Here is a 17,827-nt window from a genome sequence, read left to right as displayed (position 1 = left end):
ACTAAAAAACCGTGAAACTAAAAATATTTCACGGTTTAATTCCCTGCAAGGGGATGCTGTTTTAGCTTAATCTACGCTTTTGCAAGCGCTGGCTTGTCTTTGAAGTACTTATACAAACCAATTAATGAGGCTGCGATCCAGAATATTTCAATTACAAAACTCGCTAAGTTAAAGTTATAGCAAAGACTAATAAGTAACAAAATAGCGCCACTTAAATTCATTAAATTATACGTCAAACTTTTTGGCGATACTTTATTTAGTTGCAGTAAAAAAAACGAACCAACCACTAAAAAAGTGCCACTCATACCAACAATATCAAATAAAAGTGCAATCACACGTCTATCCTTTTCCATTTTAAAACCCAACTGACTGGCCCAATCCATGGGGAGGGTTTTTTTCAATCATTGAAACAGCAAAACCAGCGAAGTTTACCAGTGAAAAAAAAGCAAACAAGGGCTTATGTCCGCCTCTTGATAGTTTGGGTTAAATAGCTACTTTATTTAAAAGTGACTTTACCACCTATCATTTTATAAGCTGCAGTCCCTCTTATAGTCACTGGGCGAGCAAAAGGCCGCTCACAGCCTGGACATACGCATTCAGTATGGGTGTGATCTTGGGTTATTCTTTCTATAAAGCATTTTACTAAAGCACCTTTCCCCCCTTTACGGTATTTGAATAACGGTGCCTTACACGCAGAACAAAATATATCGACCGTTTTTGTAGGCCCTTTTTTATTGGGCTTAGCCATACTTCCTCAATCATTACTTTTTGATTAGTTAATAGCATATGCTATCACATGATAGAAAAGAAATTGATGGGCGTAGGAATTAATAATCAGAGTTATGTTTATTAAGTAATTAGATTAAAAATATTGTGCGATTAAACTTTATTAGCTAAACGTGTTAATTGAGCTGACAGCACATTCATACTAAAGGGCTTTATAATAAACCCTGATACCTTTGCATTAATTATCTTTTTTACAGTCTCAGAGCTGTCTTCACAAGTCACCATAAGTACGGGGAGCTGAGCATGCTCAGTATCCTTTCTAATAGCATCAAGTAGGGTAAGGCCATCCATTTTTGGCATATGTAGATCTGTTATAACCAAATCTATAAGTTGATTTTTAAGTATAGTTAACGCTTGCAGACCATCGGTTGCTTCAACAATGTCTTTATAATCTAACTGCCTCAACATATTAATGAGCACATGACGCATTAATGGCATGTCATCAACAACTAATATTCTCATACGAATGATTAACCAAAGTAGGTACAAACAAATCTTCATTAAAATGAATTAACAAAAACTGCTATAGGTAGTATTTACATTAGTTAACTAAAGCTGTTGAAGCAAATAATCAGTTTTATTTACACGACGCAAGTTTGATAATTAAGTCAGCATTAGAAATTACCAAACGAAGCTTGAATAAGCTCAGCTAAGCATGCTGGGCTGAGTGTAATTTCAAGTCCTCGCTTACCTGCGCTCACATAAATAGTATCAAAGTCTAATGCGCTTGAGTGTATGTAGGTCTTTAAGCGCTTTTTTTGTCCAAGAGGACTAACGCCTCCCAAAATATATCCTGTACTTGCCTGTACTTTTTGCGGCTCTGCCAGCATTACTTTTTTTACTACACAGAGCTTAGCCAATTGCTTTAAATTAATCTGCTGAGTGACTGGCGTCACAGCAACAATTAGTTGTTGTTCTGAGGTTTCTAACACCAATGTTTTAAATACTTGAGCGCTATTAAGATTTAGCTTTTCAACTGCTTCAAGGCCATAATTAGTATTGTTTACATCGTGCTCATAGCTGAGTATATCAAATTTAATTCGGGATTTTTTTAGCTGTTCTATTGCAGGGGTCATCTGATATTGTCCTTAATAAATTTCTGATAACTTACCATATTAAACAAAAAAACGGCGCTTAAAAAAGCGCCGTTTTTACCTAAGTTCTGTTAACCCTAATAATTACTTAGTCAGGTCATCAAAAAACTTTTTAACGCCATCAAAAAAGCCTTGCTCTTTTGGACGATTTTTTGAGCTATCTTTGCCCATGCTTTCTTCAAGTTCAGTAAGCAGGTCGCGTTGACGCTCGTTAAGATTCACAGGTGTCTCAATCACCACTTTACAAATTAAGTCACCTTGAGCACCACTACGTACAGACTTAACACCTTTACCACGCATACGGAACATTTTGCCCGTTTGTGTTTCTGAAGGTATTTTAAGTTTCGCACGGCCATCTAATGTTGGCACTTCAATTTCACCGCCAAGGCCTGCTGTAGTAAAGCTAATAGGCACTTCACAGTATAAGTTGTTCGCTTCACGAACAAATATCTTATGTTCACGAACCGACACTTGAACATACAAATCACCTGCTGGTGCGCCGTGCATACCAGCTTCACCTTCGCCAGATAAACGAATACGGTCACCTGTATCAACACCTGCTGGAATTTTTACCGATAGTGTTTTGGTTTTCTCTACACGGCCTTGGCCATGACATTTGTTACAAGGATCTGAAATAATTTGACCTTGTCCATGACATGTTGGACATGTTTGTTGTACGGCAAAAAAGCCTTGCCGCATTTGTACTTGGCCAGCACCGTGACATGTTGTACATGTTTTTGGCTTAGAACCCGCTTTGGCACCGCTGCCATCACACGGGTCACAACTAACCCAAGTCGGTACTTTAATTTCAACGTCTTTACCACGAACCGCTTCTTCTAAGCTTAAATCCATGTTGTAACGTAAATCTGAACCACGCTGCTGGCGAGATTGGCGTCGGCCACCGCCGCCTCCAAAAATATCACCGAATACATCACCAAAAATATCACCAAAATCACCTTGACCGCCACCAAAGCCACCGTGACCACCGCCACCACCTTGTTCGAAGGCAGCATGGCCGTATTGGTCATACATTTGACGTTTTTGCGAGTCAGTTAACACTTCATAAGCGTCCTTTACTTCCTTAAACTTGGTTTCAAGGTCTTTATCACCGGCGGTACGATCTGGATGATATTTCATCGCTAAGCGTTTATACGCTTTTTTTATGTCTCGCTCACTCGCATCTTTGCTTACGCCGAGGACTTCGTAATAATCGCGTTTTGACATATCTATCACACTACTCTTTTCTATGTGCAGCGCTAGCTGCTGGACAAACCGATAAATCATATCGATTTATCATTGAATTTTTAAAGCACTTTACTTGCATCTCTTACATGCAAAAGGCGCGTTAAGCTTTAGCCTACGCGCCTCAGGTGTTCATCCTAACTTAAACACACAATGTAGTCATGGTGTTTTCGGTTAGCGAGAAGCGTTAGTAACAATTACTTGTCGTCTTTAACTTCTTCGAACTCTGCATCAACAACATCGTCGTCTTGCTTAGCAGACTGTTGTTGCTCTGCACCGGCATCACCACCCGCTTGTTGTGCTTTAGCTTGGGCAATTTCCATTAGTTTTTGAGACTTTTCAGCAAGTGCTTGTGTTTTAGCTTCAATTTCTGCTTTGTCGTCGCTCTTAATAGCGCCTTCAAGGTCAACAACAGCCGCTTCAATCGCTTCTTTGTCTTCGCTTGGTAATTCATCACCCGCTTCTTCAATTTGTTTACGTGTACCGTGAACAAGTGCGTCAGCTTGGTTACGTGCAGCTACTAACTCTTCAAACTTTTTATCGTCTTCAGCATGTGCTTCTGCATCACGAACCATTTTTTCAACTTCTTCGTCACTTAGACCTGAAGATGCTTGAATAGTGATTTTTTGCTCTTTACCTGTGTCTTTATCTTTAGCAGATACATGTAAGATACCGTCAGCATCCACATCGAATGTTACTTCGATTTGTGGTGTACCACGTTGTGCTGGGCGAATACCTTCTAGGTTAAATTGACCTAGAGATTTATTGTCGCTTGAACGTTTACGCTCACCTTGTAGCACATGAATGGTTACCGCAGACTGGTTATCTTCTGCTGTTGAGAATGTTTGCGATTTCTTAGTAGGAATCGTAGTATTTTTCTCAATCAGTGCCGTCATTACTGAACCCATCGTCTCAATACCTAGAGATAATGGTGATACGTCTAGTAATAGTACGTCTTTCACGTCGCCAGCAAGTACACCACCTTGAATCGCTGCACCTACTGCAACTGCTTCATCAGGGTTAACGTCTTTACGTGGCTCTTTACCGAAGAATTCCGCTACTGTTTTTTGAACAAGTGGCATACGAGTTTGACCACCTACAAGAATGATATCGTTGATATCGTTCACAGATAGGTCAGCATCAGCAAGTGCGCGTTTAAGCGGTTCAATTGACTTAGTTACTAAGTCTTCAACTAGTGACTCAAGCTTAGCACGTGTTAGTTTAACGTTCATGTGCTTAGGGCCTGACGCATCAGCGGTTACATACGGAAGGTTTACTTCTGTAGATTGTGCTGATGAAAGCTCAATTTTTGCTTTCTCTGCTGCTTCTTTAACACGTTGCATAGCAAGTGGGTCAGTTTGTAAATCAATACCTTGATCTTTCTTAAATTCAGCTACTAAGTAGTTGATAACACGGTTATCGAAATCTTCACCACCTAAGTGAGTGTCACCGTTAGTCGCTAGAACTTCAAATGTGTGCTCGCCTTCAACTTCATCAATTTCAATGATTGATAAATCGAAAGTACCACCACCTAAGTCATATACCGCCACTACGTTTTCGCCACGGTTTTTATCCATACCGTATGCAAGCGCTGCAGCCGTTGGCTCATTAATAATACGTTTTACTTCAAGACCCGCGATACGACCTGCATCTTTGGTTGCTTGGCGTTGTGAATCGTTAAAGTATGCCGGTACTGTGATTACCGCTTCAGTTACTTCTTCACCTAAGAAGTCTTCAGCTGTTTTCTTCATTTTTTTCAGTACTTCAGCAGAGATTTGTGGTGCAGCGCGTTTTTCGCCGCCCGCTTCAACCCATGCGTCGCCATTATCTGCTTTGATAATTTTGAAAGGCATGATGCCGATATCACGTTGTACTTCTTCGTCTTCAAAACGACGACCAATTAAACGCTTAATTGCAAACAATGTGTTTGTTGGGTTAGTTACCGCTTGACGTTTTGCAGGTTGACCTACTAACGTTTCACCGTCTTGCGTGTAAGCAATAATAGACGGGGTTGTGCGATCGCCTTCCGCATTTTCAATAACACGTGCTTTGTCACCATCAAGTACTGCAACACAAGAGTTAGTAGTACCTAAATCGATTCCAATAATTCTACCCATGAATCTTCTCCAACTTCTAAATTCGTTAATACGTTCGATGACTAGTTAATAGGGATGCTACAAACTTAATTCAACTGTAAAAATGAAAAAAAATTCATTTTTTTTAATTTATTTACTAAATAACCCTAAAAAGAGTAAGGATTGCTCATTTTTTGTTATTTAAGAGGACCTTTATTATCTGGTCTGATGAGTTTGTGTGTGATATAAATTTAGTAAATAACATCAAAAGGACATTATTTGTGCACTTTGAACAATTATTACAACTCGCCTCTCAAGTAAGTCAGAAAACAGGCCCAGAAACCAATACTATGCAGTTCCCTGCTAATTGGTGCCAAGGTAGAACGGCTTTTGGCGGACTCTCTGCGGCGCTTCTTTATCAAGCAATGCGCAATAAAGTTGATTCAACAAGACGACTGCTTTCTTTAAGCACAAACTTTGTAGGCCCTTTGTTGGCTGAAAAGCCATTTTCTTTGTCGGTAGAAATATTACGTGAAGGGAAAAGCAGCACCCAAGTGCTCGCCAAAGCAATTCAGGATGATTCAGTATGCGTAATTGTGCAGGCCTGTTTTGCTAAAAATCGTAATTCGTCAATTAATGTACCGGTATCAAAGTCGCTAAGCTTACACCCTGTGAACGAACGTCACTGCTTAGGGTTTGTGCCTGGGCAAATGCCAGAGTTTTTTCAACATGTTGATTTGTGCCCTCAACAAGGAGCCATGCCGTTTAGCAGTGCTGAGACTTCTCATTTAGGTGGTTGGATGCGTTTTAAACATACGCCAGAAGAAATTACTGAAGCCCATGTTATTGCCCTTACTGACGCATGGCCGCCAACATTGCTGCAAATGTTTAAACAACCAGCACCGGCAAGTAGCATGTCGTGGTATTTAGAGTTTGTACAAGTGCCTAACTTAGCGCCAGGTGAATGGCTGGGGTTTGAAGCAGTCACTCATCATTCAAAAGATGGGTATGGTCTTGAAGATGGCTGTATTTGGTCGCAATCAGGAGAGCTTATAGCCTTAACTCGCCAAACAGTGGCGTTATTTGATTAACAACTAAAAACGAGTGAAGTCGCGCTGGGTATATTGTTTATCTAAATTAAGCATTATGGTGCGATATTCACCGCTTTGAATTATGTTGGCCAAGCCTTTGTCAAACTGCTGTCTCAGCATATCATTATTAAAGTACGCAGGCCTTGCCGCAGATGGAAAAATAGCATGGATAACAAAATCTTTTGTGGCATTGGTTTTTTGATATTCCTTTAAGTAGTAAAGGAATATGCGTCTATCGAGAATAATCGTATCAACCCAGCCTGCCATTAAATGGTGTATCTGCGCTTGTTGATTAAGTACTTCTTCGTACCCTCTCAAGTTCTCTAAGTTGTGGCCAAACTCTTTTGGTAAATAAGCGGGTGCGTTTTGAAATGCTAAAACGCTTTTAGTGGCCAGATCGTAAATCGTATTAATAGTGAAGTTACTCTTTTTAAGACTCACCACTACATTCTCATAACTGACAACAGATTGGCTTCGATATATGCCAGTAATTAAAATACCCGAATAATTTAATGCAATATCGACATGCCCTCGGTTCAATAAAGCATCGGCACGCTGATTTGACATATATTGCACATCAACCTTATTTATATTTTGGTTACTAAGTGCTGCTTTTACAATCTCGAGCTGAATACCTGAATCATTTTCACTTATTACATAAGGTGCAACTGTAGGGTTAGCAGCAATAGTAACTCGCTGCTGATTAATACCTTTAACAAAGGCCAAGCTATCGCCACATAAGCACACTAAGGCTAATAAAAATACCACTTTCACACTATCACCTAATCCGTTTTTATTTTCAGTTGTTGGGGTTACTTTTCTTATTATATTGTTAGTAATTTAGCCGCAGTGTTTGTATTTAGCTATTAATTATAGCAATATTTAAATTATTGAATTAACTATAAGCTAACATTTTGCAAACTGCCTGCCCAAGCTGTGATCTTATCATTGATATTCCCGACATTGATGCAAAGCAAGTCGCACTGTGCCCTCGCTGCAACCATAAGATTCGCGGTATTAATGTTAATAATGACATCGAAATAGTCGCCCTGAGCCTCAGCGCACTGCTGATGTTGCTCAGCAGTATGTTTTATCCATTTATTTCTTTTAGTAGCAACGGTATTACCCAAACGATTACCCTACCTGACGCTGCTCGTATTTTATTTAATTATGATAGTGACCTACTTGGCCTATTTATTGATATCAGCATTATTATTTTACCTATGAGCTTGCTCATTATTTTAATCCCATTGCACTTAGGAGCACTTAAAACACTACCGCAAGCAATTGCAAGAAGACTATTAAAATTTACCTTGGCACTTGAACCTTGGATCATGTCAGAAATATTTTTGATTGGTGTTTTGGTTAGTATGGTTAAAATAATGTCATTAGCTGATGTTAGTTTTGGCACTAGCTTTTTTGCCTATGTGGGATTTGTAATTTTATATGTTAGTGCGTTAACACGGTTAAATCGTGCCCGGTTATGGTCTCAGGTAAGCCCTGCAACTCGACTTGAAGGTAGTGCTGGCATAGAGCGTGCGATAGATGACAATATAAAAGCCTGTCATGTTTGCCACCAACTAAGTATCGAATCCACCTGCCCTCGTTGTCATAGTAAAACATATTTAAGAAACCCCTACAGCGTACAAAAGGCAGCGGCATGGTTAATTACTTCTCTCATTTGTTATATCCCGGCAAATTTACTGCCCATTATGTACACTATTAGCCTAGGGAATGAAACTCCTGCAACCCTTATTTCCGGTGTAATTACCTTATGGAATAGTGGCTCATACCCTATTGCGCTGATTATATTTTTTGCAAGTGTAGTGGTGCCATTAGCCAAGGCGCTTATTTTAAGCTTTTTGTGTATTATGGTTACAAAGCCCGCCAACCTTTATACAAAAGGTTACACAAAAGTGTATCAACTAACTGAATTTATAGGAAAGTGGTCTATGATTGATGTATTTGTTGTGGCTATATTAGTCGCACTTGTGCAGTTAGGAAACTTAATGTCGGTTATACCGGGTTTAGGCATCGTCTTTTTCACTGTTATGGTATTATGCCAAATGATGGCAGCACACGCATTTGACCCTCGTTTACTGTGGGATTCACCTAAAAATAAAAACGCAGAGAATAAAGCATGACAAAAACAGCCAACGTAGCACAAAAAACACGGATTTCTGCGATTTGGATTATTCCAGCGGTTGCCTTATTTGTTGGTATTTGGATGCTTTATCAGTATCAATTAAATAAAGGGCAAACAATCTACATCACTATGCCGCAAGCCGAGGGCATTATTGCTGGTAAAACAGAAATTAAAGTGCGTAGTGTAAAAATAGGTCAAATAGATCATATACGCCTTTCCGACAGCCAAGACAGCGTAATAGCTCGGGCACAAATAGATAAAAATTACGATAATTTACTTACCGAAGATGCCAGCATTTGGGTTGTAAAACCTCGCATAGATGAAACCGGCATTACTGGTATGAGTACTTTACTTTCAGGGGTTTATTTAGAGTTTTCACCAGGCGAGAGCAAACAATTAAAGAAGCAGTTTAAACTTCAAGAAGAGCCTGCATTAATAGGCAAAGATGTACAAGGTGGACGCTTTAAGTTGCTCAGTTACAATGCAGAAGTACTTGATGTGAGTACTGGCATATTTTTTAAAAACTATAAAATAGGCCAAATAGAAACCGCCACCTTTGATTGGAAAAACCAAGCAATGCAATACGGTATTTTTATTAAAGCTCCCTACGAGAACTTGATCACCTTAAACTCTATTTTTTGGGTTAACTCAGGAATAGAAATAGATCTTTCTGCTGATGGCATAAATATTAACACCGGTTCACTGAGCAAGTTATTAAAAGGTGGTATTTCTGTTGGTTTACCTGACCAGCAAGCTCCCGGCGATTTGGCAAAAGACGGTCATAGCTTTTCTTTAAGTCAAAGTTACAAACAAGCTCTAGAAGAGCGCTTTTATGACTTTGATTATTACCTTATCGAATTTGAACAATCCATTCGGGGGTTACGTGTAGGTGCGCCAGTAGAATATCGCGGTACACGCATAGGTACTGTAGTTGAAGCTCCCGCGAACGTAATAATAGACGGCAAACCCGCTCACTTTCGTGCTAAAAACACCGCTGTCCCTGTATTGATCAAAGTGGAATATGGACGTTTATACCACAACAACGCCTTAGCTAAAGAGTATTGGAAATCAAGCATAATCGAGTGGATAAAAAATGGTATGAGGGCATCATTAAAGCCAGGGAATTTGTTAACCGGTGCAGTTTATGTTGATTTTGACTTTTATACCGACACCCCTAACAGCGAACTTAAAAAGCTTGCTCAATATGATGTATTTCCTAGTGTATCGAGCGGTATAACCGTGCTTGCTGACCAAGTGTCTGATGTACTGAATAAGGTAAATAATTTAAAAATTGAAGACAGCTTGGCAAAAATGCAAACAACCTTTAGCGAGTATCAGGCATTGGCCAGCGAGATGCGTATATTATTAAGTAAACCTGATACCCAAAATTTACCCGGTGACTTTAATCGTAATCTCGAAAAAATAACCAAAAGCATGGAACAGTTTGAAATAACCATGCGTCAATTCGATAAAACAATGGCAAGCTACCAAGCAGGATCTCAAATGCACCACCAGCTTGAACAAACACTGCTACAAATTAAACGTTTATCTGAAGAATTCCAACCACTTACTCGTGGTTTAAACGAACAGCCTAACATGCTCATTTTTGATAAGTCACTGCCTAGTGACCCGCAACCGAGGAAACAATAATGAAAGCACTATTTTTACTTTTAACAAGTGTGCTCTTTATCAGTGGTTGTAGTTCGGCTATTCAAACTGCAACTCAATATTACCAGTTTGAGCAACCCATTAATGACTCTTCTCGTAATGTGCAAGATACACAGGCACAACTCAGAGTGCAAACAGTTACCTTAAGAGGGGCATTGAATAATCGGGGTATTGCGATGAAAGTAGATAGTAATCAAATTCATGCTGCTAATTATCATCTATGGGGGGAATCACCAGATGTTATGCTGAGTGCCAGCGCGCAGCAAACATTATTTAATACCATGACCAACTGGATGGTTATTAAAGGATTGCCGGTCATTACCGACCAACAGCAACAAACATTTTACGAATTAGAATACGAACTACACCACTTTAACGGTGATCTGCAAGGTAATGCAGATATTTCAGGGCTATGGCGTTTATACTACACTCACCCAGAATCAGGTAGACGTTTACTAAGCATCCATAATTTTTCATCTGTTATGCCAATCGATGATGATGGCTATGATTCATTGGTGGCGACTCTTGAAAAAATGTGGCAACAAATCAACATTCTTGCGGCAAAAGAAATTGAAAAAACAAGACTCAATCATAAATAAACACTTTGATGGTGGCTTTATCAGCATTGATGAATGCCTTACCCACCTCAGTAAAACCTAGTTTATATAGTACATTTTGAGATCCTAAATTAGCCGTTGAAGTAATTGCGCATACATCTTTTATACCTAATTTATGTCTGTTATTTAAAAGTGTTGTAGCTGCTTCAAAAATATATCCCTTTTTTTCAAAGCCGTCTTTTAACGCAAACCCTAAATCGGGATGTTGCATAGTCGCTCGCTGATAAAAACCAACAATACCAATAACCGTTTCATCATGAAGTGTGATTATATAAGGCCCAAAACCGTGTTCTTTGTGGGCAGATATAAAACTGTCTTTGATGTATTTTTTAGCGTCGTCTAAAGTGTAAATACCTTTATCACCAATGTATTTAATAAAGTTGGCCTGATTAACTAACTTAACTAACTCCGCCGCATCTGCTATTTGTGCGAAGCGTATAAGTAAACGTTCAGTTTTAAAAGCAATATTCAAAATAACTCCTTGGTGTCCAATACTATAATTTAACGACATTAAAAAAACCCAGTCAACAATGACTGGGTTTTTTGGTTTTAGAGTAATTTCAAACTTACTTTTGCAATTTTATATCGCTGTAGTAAGCATCTAAACTCGTCACTTTAGTTTGATTTGGCAAATCAGCAAACTCGCTATCACTAAACTTAGTGCCGCGTAGCTGCACATTTAAACGTGCTGCTTTTGGGTTTAACATTGTTTGCTTGTAGTAATCTTTAATATCAGCAAGGGTGACTTTTTCCACCTCTGCAATTAATTTTTGTCTTGAATCAAAATCAAAGTTTTCACGATACCAATCGTTAATCAATGGACTCATTTCGTCGCTTAAATTCTTTGGCTGTTCTTTTAACGAAACCAAAGTTGCATTTTTAAGCTGTGCAAATGTTTCCTCACTCATGGCATTAAGCTCAGAAGCGTACTCTTTTTTAAACTTGTCAAAGCGCACTTGAATGTCTTTAGGCCCTTTCACAGGTGTTTGGATAAATAAACCAATACCTGAGTAATCTTCAATAGGACGCGCTAATGCGCCTACTGCATAAGCAAGTTGCTCTTCAGTACGCATTTTATCAAAGGCGATTGTTCTAAAGTGACCTTGCAATACAGCTGCCTGTGCTTTTTGTTTGTAACCAGGAGTTGGGTGAATGGTCATATCGACCACCGCTACATCGGCGACATCAATATCTTTGTGTAATACACGCGCTTCACCCGGTTGCGGTAACCACGCTTTACTGCGTGCAAACTCCGTTTGAGTATGTTTGCTTGGTAAGATAGCCGCTAACTCAGCAGCAATAGCATCAATGTCTTTTTGGTTGTAGTTACCGTAGCTAAATACACGTAAGTTATTATTCGCTAAGGTGCTTTGCTTTAAAGCGTGTAAATCAGCAAGCGTTAGTGTTTTTGCAGCCTTAATTAGCGCTTCTGTATCGAAACTGCCAGTACGAGTCAGCTTTGAATACTCACCAAATGCTTGTGCATACGGGAACTGTTTTTGTTGATTTAGTAAATCTCGCTGATAACGGTCAATCGCTTGATTAAACGCTTGTGCTGAAATTTCAGCATCAAACCCAGCTAACGCTTGTTTAAGTAAAATATCTTGTTTATCGGTAAAACCACTTAACGATAGCACCAATCCATTACTTGAGCTTAAATTAACGTTCATGCCAGCAATGGCAGCTTCAGTTCGTAACTGACTTAATTGAGTGTTATACAGATCAGCCCAAACAGAATAAAGTACGGTTGAGTTAATATCATGCAAACCTGTTTGCGTGTTGATATACACCTCAACTAAACCTTTAGGCTGCTCTGCAAACTGCTGACTTGCTTGGCGCCAAATTTTTACGCCGTTTTTATCATAGCTAAGCTCAGGATGCTTCTGCTCTTTAAAAGCTTGCGTTTTAATAGCAAAACTCTCTGGTAGTAAATTGTTAACACTTGGCAATGCTAAATTAAAATCACTTGGTTTTTCCCAGCTGGCAATTTCTGCATCACTAATATCGTTAATTTTATATTTGCCATCGTAAAAATGCAGCTCAGAATCTGTATCTTCCTGTTGAGAAATATACCAGATTCGAAGTGTATCGGCATTAAGTTGCTTAAGTACATTGTTCACCGCATCAGCATCAAATTGAGCATAGTAGTACGGTGCGTTTATCGCATGATTTAACGGGTAATCTTGCATGCTTTGAGTCAACGCACTGACATAGTTAAACTCATCGCCCTTTTCTAAAAATTTAAACTGATTATTTAAAGAAGTGCGAATTTCATTAAAGTACTTACTATTAACGCCCTCACGCTTAATCAAGTCAATGTATTGCATGATTGTCGCGACAATTGATTCGCGGTTTTTCATACCCTCATCAGTCAGCTCTATATTCACGTTCAAAGAACCGTAGTTGCCATATTGATTTGGAGAGGCAGAGGCTGATAACTGAGATACCCACCCTTTATCACGTAATATTTGCGCTGGACTACCTGGCATTTCATTACTAAGTAAATAGGCAACAAAGCGATTAGGTTTTACTGCAAATTCATTTTGGTTATTAGTAATTGTGAAATCGAGTTGTAGTTGTTTTACGTCTTCATTTGGTGAGTAAAAAACACGTTTACCACCGGCATCATCAAAATCTAAGCTAGCAGTAACACTTGGCTTTTCAATATTTTTATTTTCAATGTCAGCAAAGTATTTTTGTGCTTTTTTCTGCATTTCTGCAATTGGTAAGTTCGAAATCAGCGCCACTTTCATAATATTTGATGAGTAATATTTATTATAAAAATCAACCGTTTCTTTGTGTAATGAACTATCAGCTTTATCGCCTAGGGTTTCAAGGTTACCAATTAAGAATCGGTTAGCCGGATGCTCACCCATCATTTTACGTGCAAGTTTAAATTGGCCGAAAAAGTCCATTTCACGACGCATTGACCATTCAGCATTTACTGCATTTTTTTCTTTTTCTGTGTATTCTGGGTAAAGCTTAGGGGCTTTAAAAAAGTCTGAAAAGCGGTCTAAGCCTTCATCAAACGCATCGTTATTAATTTTAAACATGTAGTTAGTAATATCGAGCCAAGTGTAAGCATTATGCGCGCCGCCGTTTTTAGTCATAAAATCGGAGTACCCTTTAGTGTCAGGGTATCGCTCAGTACCTAAAAACAGCATGTGCTCTAGATAATGCGCCATACCTTGCTGGCTCATTGGGTCGTGTAACAGACCTACACCTACACTAAGTGAAGCCGCTGATTTTTCTGCGCTTGGATCAGAGACTAAAATCACTTCAATATCGTTAGCAAGTTTCAAGGTTTTATATTCACGATTATCGTTAGGGCTTACAACGAGCGTGGGTGACAACAGTGAGGTTTGTGGTGATTGAGAAAGAGTGGCGGTATTTGAACAACCGCTTAATATTGCTAGTGCAATTGCACTTAAGCCGATGATGTGTTTCATTTTAGTTTTATCCGTTATCGTAGAATAGGGTATTAGCGTTTTAAAAAGACTAAATCAGCTATAAACTACCACTATCAATTAATACTATGCTACTAATTAGCACTTAATTATGTAACACATTGTGAATAACAATCGAATACTCAAAGAAAATAATAAGGTAAGTTATGGAAAAGATAATAATAATGGCCATGTTTGTACAGGTAACACTTTCATTAGTTGTTATGGTGATTATGGGAAAACGTCGTTTTGCAGCGGCTAAAAATAAACAAATACAGTTAAGCGACTTTGCTGCTATGCGCCTCGATAATGCAGGCGATCATGTGAGAGTAGCGGATCGTAATTTTAGTAATCAATTTGAAATACCTGTGCTTTTTTATGCGGTATGTTTACTTGCTTTACAGCTTAATATGGCAAGTGTTCCTATCGCAGTATTGGCGTGTATATTTGTAGCCACACGCATTATTCATAGCATCATTCACCTTGGTAGTAATCATTTAAGAGTCCGTTTTAGAGTGTTTTTACTAGGCTGCTTATCTGTATTTGTAATGTGGACTTTGCTAGTGTTGGGCATACTTTATAACTAAACAAAAATAACGGCGAATTTAGTAATTCGCCGTTATTTATTAAAGTTTACTTAGCACGTTTTAAGCGAGGTGCTACTAGCAATAGTGCACCTAATAACCATGCCATACTACCACTAGAGTCTGACGTTTTTGGTGGTGTAACTTCAACGTTATCAATTAATGTATTCTCTTTTGGTGTTAAGTTTTGTGCTGAATTAGGATCATCATCAAGCACAACCACACTTTGAATTGATACCAAGTTTTCATTACTAATGATTAAGTTTTCATCTGAACATTGCTCTTTAGTAATACCAACTAATGGCACCTGAGAACAATGAACTAAGGCAGCAATTTTATCTAAGGTTTCTTGGCTTTGCGCAGTGACTTGTCCAAATACTGTAAATCCACCATTTTGCAAATCTAAGTTTTGGCTATTATCACTCATGTTAAAAAACCATTGGCTAGTAGCGCTGTTTTCATTACCGCCCTGCTTTGCCATAGCAATTGTCCCTTTAACGTTTGAATAAACAGGTTCGTTTATTACCGCAGGCTTGGTTGTAATTGGATCCATTTCATCAGAAAAAGTAAAACCCCCTCCTTGAATAACAAACTTATCAACAGAGCGATGTATAACCGTTTGGTTGTAGGCGGCATCATCAACATAACTTAGGAAGTTTTCTACTGTTTTAGGTGTTTGTTGATCAAACAAGTTAATTTCTATTGTTCCTTGGCTCGTCTGCATTTCGACTATGGTTGCTACGCTTGAAAAACTTGCTGCAGTTAAAATTGACGCTAAGATAAGCTTCTTCATTATTTTTCCTATTTTTTATTGTCATTAGGCGTCATAGAGTAGTGTTATTCATTTTATAAATCGATACATAAGTACTTAACGCTACAATTCATAGCAAATCGATTACACCATAGTTACAACTGTTTACATTTTAATTTTAAACATGTTATGGGGAGTTAATTGCCTGAGTGCCCTAGTGTGCATCACGATTACTCTTTCTAATGAATTTTAAACCTAGCAAGGTACTTAAAAAGCCCCTTATCAATCACTTTTTTTTTGTTATTATCAACTCACAAAGTGATAGGAGTAAATATAATGACTAACAACACGACTATTTGTGACTTTGGACTACACCAAGGTGAACCTTACACCCAATTGCCCGTTAGCTTTTTGAAGTGGATGATTGATGTTAATCATCAAAAATCTCAATATGCACGAGATGAACTAGCACGAAGAAACAGAGTTGTAGAACAACAGCGTGAAGCCTCGCTGGCTGAAAAAACATAAAGAAGTGCGTTTTTTTAACCTCGAACTAGTTTAAACTAGCCACCTACTAGATTGAGCTTTTATTCATCGATAGGTATTTTATGCGTACACTTATTTTTCTTGTTTTTTTCCTTGGTTTATCTGGCTGTGCCAGCGACTCTGTCAATAAACCTGCAGCACAATATTTAACAGTTCTTCATACTAATGATAACCATGGTCGATTTTGGCATAACGAAAAAGGCGAATATGGTATGGCTGCGCGTAAAACCTTAATTGACCAGCTAAGAGCAGATGCAAAGGCACAAGGACATCAGGTGTTATTATTATCAGGTGGCGATATTAATACCGGTATCCCTGAATCAGACCTGCAATTTGCTGAGCCCGATTTTAAAGGCATGTCGAAAATTGGCTATGACGCAATGGCATTAGGTAACCACGAGTTTGATAATCCATTAAGTGTATTAAAACAACAACAGCAATGGGCTAACTTCCCTCTTTTATCTGCCAATATTTTCGATAAACAAACTAACGAAACTATTTTTGAGCGCTATAAAATATTTAACAAAGGCGGCTTAACCATTGCCGTTATTGGTTTAACAACCACAGACACTGCTAAAATTGGTAACCCGCAATACATTGGTCACTTAGATTTTAAAGATCCGGTTGAAATAACCGCCTCACTTACACAAACATTAAAAACAAAATATAACCCTGACATTACCATTGCGGTAACGCATATGGGCCATTATGTAGATGCTAATTATGGGATCAATGCCCCTGGTGATGTCACACTTGCTCGTTCTTTAGATAAAAACGCCCTTGATATGATTATTGGTGGCCATTCCCAAGAGCCAGTGTGTATGGCTGCTGAAAATGTTACTGATGAGCACTTTAAACCGGGTTTAGCCTGTAAACCAGATCAGCAAAATGGAACATGGATAATGCAAGCCCATGAATGGGGCAAGTATGTGGGAAAAGCGGAGTTTAAATTGGAAAGTGGCCAATTATCACTGCTCAGTTATCAATTATTACCCGTTAATTTATACGTAGATAAAAAGCAAAAAGACGGGAGCGTAAAATCCGTACTTTCAGCAAATTACATTAAACCAGATCCAGAACTGCAAACCTTTTTAGCGGCGTACCAACAAAAAGGAGCAAAGCAAATTGAGGGTAAAATTGGCTTCGTCAATGACAGACTTGAGGGAGATCGCAACAAAGTACGCTTTGAACAAACAAACCTTGCGCGCGTCATCATCCAAGCACAAATGAACACCGTGGGTGCGGATTTTGGTATTATTAGTGGTGGCGGTGTTCGCGATAGCATTAATGCAGGTGACGTGAGCTATAAAGATATACTTAAAGTACAACCTTTCAAAAATCGTGTCGCCTATATCGACTTCAAAGGCAGTGATATTTTAACCTATTTAAACGTTGTGACACGTTTTCCACCCGACTCTGGGGCTTACATGCAATATCATAACTTAGCATTTGAATTGAAAGGTGAGCAGGTAACTAACGTGTTCATTGCTGGAAAACCGCTTGATATAAGCAAAACATACCGCATGAGTATTAATGAATATAACGCTTCAGGTGGCGATAGTTATCCAAAAATTACACAAATGGCAGGTTTTGTAAGCACTGATGAAACTGACTCGCAAGCTTTAAAGCGATTTTTTGCTGAACATAGCCCCGTTGATGCTCGTGAATTTGCACCTAAATAATCTAATGTGAACAGCGAAGAGTGTCATTAAAATGCTAATGACACTCTTCATTAAACTTTATGTGAGAGCAAAGCTAGTTAATCAAACATTTCAGCCCAC

The 17,827-nt window shown here is 38.7% G+C and carries 17 protein-coding genes; 7 read left to right on the top strand and 10 right to left on the bottom strand.

Features of this window, described 5'->3' with window-relative positions; genetic code table 11:
* Positions 1–71 precede the first annotated feature (71 nt).
* The 6 genes from ACNSN2_RS17755 to dnaK form a co-directional block, all read right to left on the bottom strand.
* Positions 72–335, bottom strand: a complete 264-nt coding sequence (locus ACNSN2_RS17755; protein ID WP_010389010.1) for a CBU_0592 family membrane protein — start codon at positions 333–335, stop codon at positions 72–74.
* Between the two features lie 161 nt (positions 336–496).
* On the bottom strand, positions 497–748 hold the full coding sequence (locus tag ACNSN2_RS17750) for a hypothetical protein (RefSeq protein ID WP_418609445.1): 252 nt from the start codon (positions 746–748) through the stop codon (positions 497–499).
* A 131-nt stretch (positions 749–879) separates the two neighbouring features.
* Entirely contained in the window at positions 880–1,248 is a 369-nt protein-coding gene (locus tag ACNSN2_RS17745; protein ID WP_010389013.1) for a response regulator, read from the bottom strand.
* 152 nt (positions 1,249–1,400) lie between these two features.
* The gene (gene ybaK / locus ACNSN2_RS17740) at positions 1,401–1,862 is read right to left on the bottom strand and encodes a Cys-tRNA(Pro) deacylase (protein ID WP_010389015.1); all 462 of its coding nucleotides are present in this window, start codon (positions 1,860–1,862) and stop codon (positions 1,401–1,403) included.
* A gap of 102 nt (positions 1,863–1,964) precedes the next feature.
* Positions 1,965–3,104 (bottom strand): molecular chaperone DnaJ, encoded by a 1,140-nt coding sequence (dnaJ, locus tag ACNSN2_RS17735; RefSeq protein WP_010389016.1) that lies wholly within the window; start codon positions 3,102–3,104, stop codon positions 1,965–1,967.
* Between the two features lie 215 nt (positions 3,105–3,319).
* Positions 3,320–5,239 (bottom strand): molecular chaperone DnaK, encoded by a 1,920-nt coding sequence (dnaK, locus tag ACNSN2_RS17730; protein WP_010389017.1) that lies wholly within the window; start codon positions 5,237–5,239, stop codon positions 3,320–3,322.
* A 239-nt stretch (positions 5,240–5,478) separates the two neighbouring features.
* Here dnaK and ACNSN2_RS17725 point away from each other — a divergent pair, with 239 nt between their 5' ends.
* Entirely contained in the window at positions 5,479–6,288 is an 810-nt protein-coding gene (locus ACNSN2_RS17725) for an acyl-CoA thioesterase (protein WP_418609448.1), read from the top strand.
* Between the two features lie 3 nt (positions 6,289–6,291).
* Here the strand turns inward: ACNSN2_RS17725 and ACNSN2_RS17720 are convergent, their stop codons facing one another.
* Positions 6,292–7,062 carry a substrate-binding periplasmic protein gene (locus tag ACNSN2_RS17720; protein ID WP_075170269.1) on the bottom strand — a complete coding sequence of 257 codons (771 nt, stop codon included), beginning with the start codon at positions 7,060–7,062 and terminating at the stop codon, positions 6,292–6,294.
* A gap of 140 nt (positions 7,063–7,202) precedes the next feature.
* Here ACNSN2_RS17720 and ACNSN2_RS17715 point away from each other — a divergent pair, with 140 nt between their 5' ends.
* The 3 genes from ACNSN2_RS17715 to ACNSN2_RS17705 are packed head-to-tail and all read left to right on the top strand — an operon-like array spanning position 7,203 to position 10,701.
* Positions 7,203–8,432 (top strand): PqiA/YebS family transporter subunit, encoded by a 1,230-nt coding sequence (locus ACNSN2_RS17715; RefSeq protein ID WP_418609450.1) that lies wholly within the window; start codon positions 7,203–7,205, stop codon positions 8,430–8,432.
* Positions 8,429–10,084: an intermembrane transport protein PqiB gene (pqiB, locus tag ACNSN2_RS17710; RefSeq protein ID WP_418609452.1), complete on the top strand. Its 1,656-nt coding sequence runs from the start codon at positions 8,429–8,431 to the stop codon at positions 10,082–10,084. Before ACNSN2_RS17715 ends, pqiB begins: the two co-directional genes overlap by 4 nt.
* The gene (locus tag ACNSN2_RS17705) at positions 10,084–10,701 is read left to right on the top strand and encodes a PqiC family protein (RefSeq protein WP_010389022.1); all 618 of its coding nucleotides are present in this window, start codon (positions 10,084–10,086) and stop codon (positions 10,699–10,701) included. The genes pqiB and ACNSN2_RS17705 overlap by 1 nt, the downstream gene beginning before the upstream one ends.
* Here the strand turns inward: ACNSN2_RS17705 and ACNSN2_RS17700 are convergent.
* Positions 10,688–11,191 (bottom strand): GNAT family N-acetyltransferase, encoded by a 504-nt coding sequence (locus ACNSN2_RS17700; protein ID WP_418609455.1) that lies wholly within the window; start codon positions 11,189–11,191, stop codon positions 10,688–10,690. The genes ACNSN2_RS17705 and ACNSN2_RS17700 overlap by 14 nt on opposite strands.
* 94 nt (positions 11,192–11,285) lie before the next feature.
* Entirely contained in the window at positions 11,286–14,168 is a 2,883-nt protein-coding gene (locus tag ACNSN2_RS17695; protein WP_418609457.1) for an insulinase family protein, read from the bottom strand.
* A gap of 164 nt (positions 14,169–14,332) precedes the next feature.
* Here ACNSN2_RS17695 and ACNSN2_RS17690 point away from each other — a divergent pair, with 164 nt between their 5' ends.
* The gene (locus ACNSN2_RS17690) at positions 14,333–14,752 is read left to right on the top strand and encodes an MAPEG family protein (protein ID WP_418609459.1); all 420 of its coding nucleotides are present in this window, start codon (positions 14,333–14,335) and stop codon (positions 14,750–14,752) included.
* A 46-nt stretch (positions 14,753–14,798) separates the two neighbouring features.
* Here ACNSN2_RS17690 and ACNSN2_RS17685 read toward each other — a convergent pair whose 3' ends face one another.
* On the bottom strand, positions 14,799–15,542 hold the full coding sequence (locus ACNSN2_RS17685; protein ID WP_418609461.1) for a peptidylprolyl isomerase: 744 nt from the start codon (positions 15,540–15,542) through the stop codon (positions 14,799–14,801).
* Positions 15,543–15,836: 294 nt separating this feature from the next.
* On the opposite strand from ACNSN2_RS17685, the gene ACNSN2_RS17680 reads away from it, so the two are divergent.
* Positions 15,837–16,028: a hypothetical protein gene (locus ACNSN2_RS17680; RefSeq protein WP_010389030.1), complete on the top strand. Its 192-nt coding sequence runs from the start codon at positions 15,837–15,839 to the stop codon at positions 16,026–16,028.
* An 80-nt stretch (positions 16,029–16,108) separates the two neighbouring features.
* On the top strand, positions 16,109–17,728 hold the full coding sequence (ushA, locus tag ACNSN2_RS17675) for a bifunctional UDP-sugar hydrolase/5'-nucleotidase UshA (protein ID WP_273002640.1): 1,620 nt from the start codon (positions 16,109–16,111) through the stop codon (positions 17,726–17,728).
* The last annotated feature ends 99 nt before the right edge of the window (positions 17,729–17,827 follow it).

Origin of the sequence: Pseudoalteromonas sp. US3C1013 (assembly GCF_048401115.1) — a bacterium.
In the GTDB taxonomy this organism is placed as follows: domain Bacteria; phylum Pseudomonadota; class Gammaproteobacteria; order Enterobacterales; family Alteromonadaceae; genus Pseudoalteromonas; species Pseudoalteromonas undina.
Note: the sequence above shows the minus strand (reverse complement) of the source record. Positions and strands in the feature narration are given on the sequence as shown.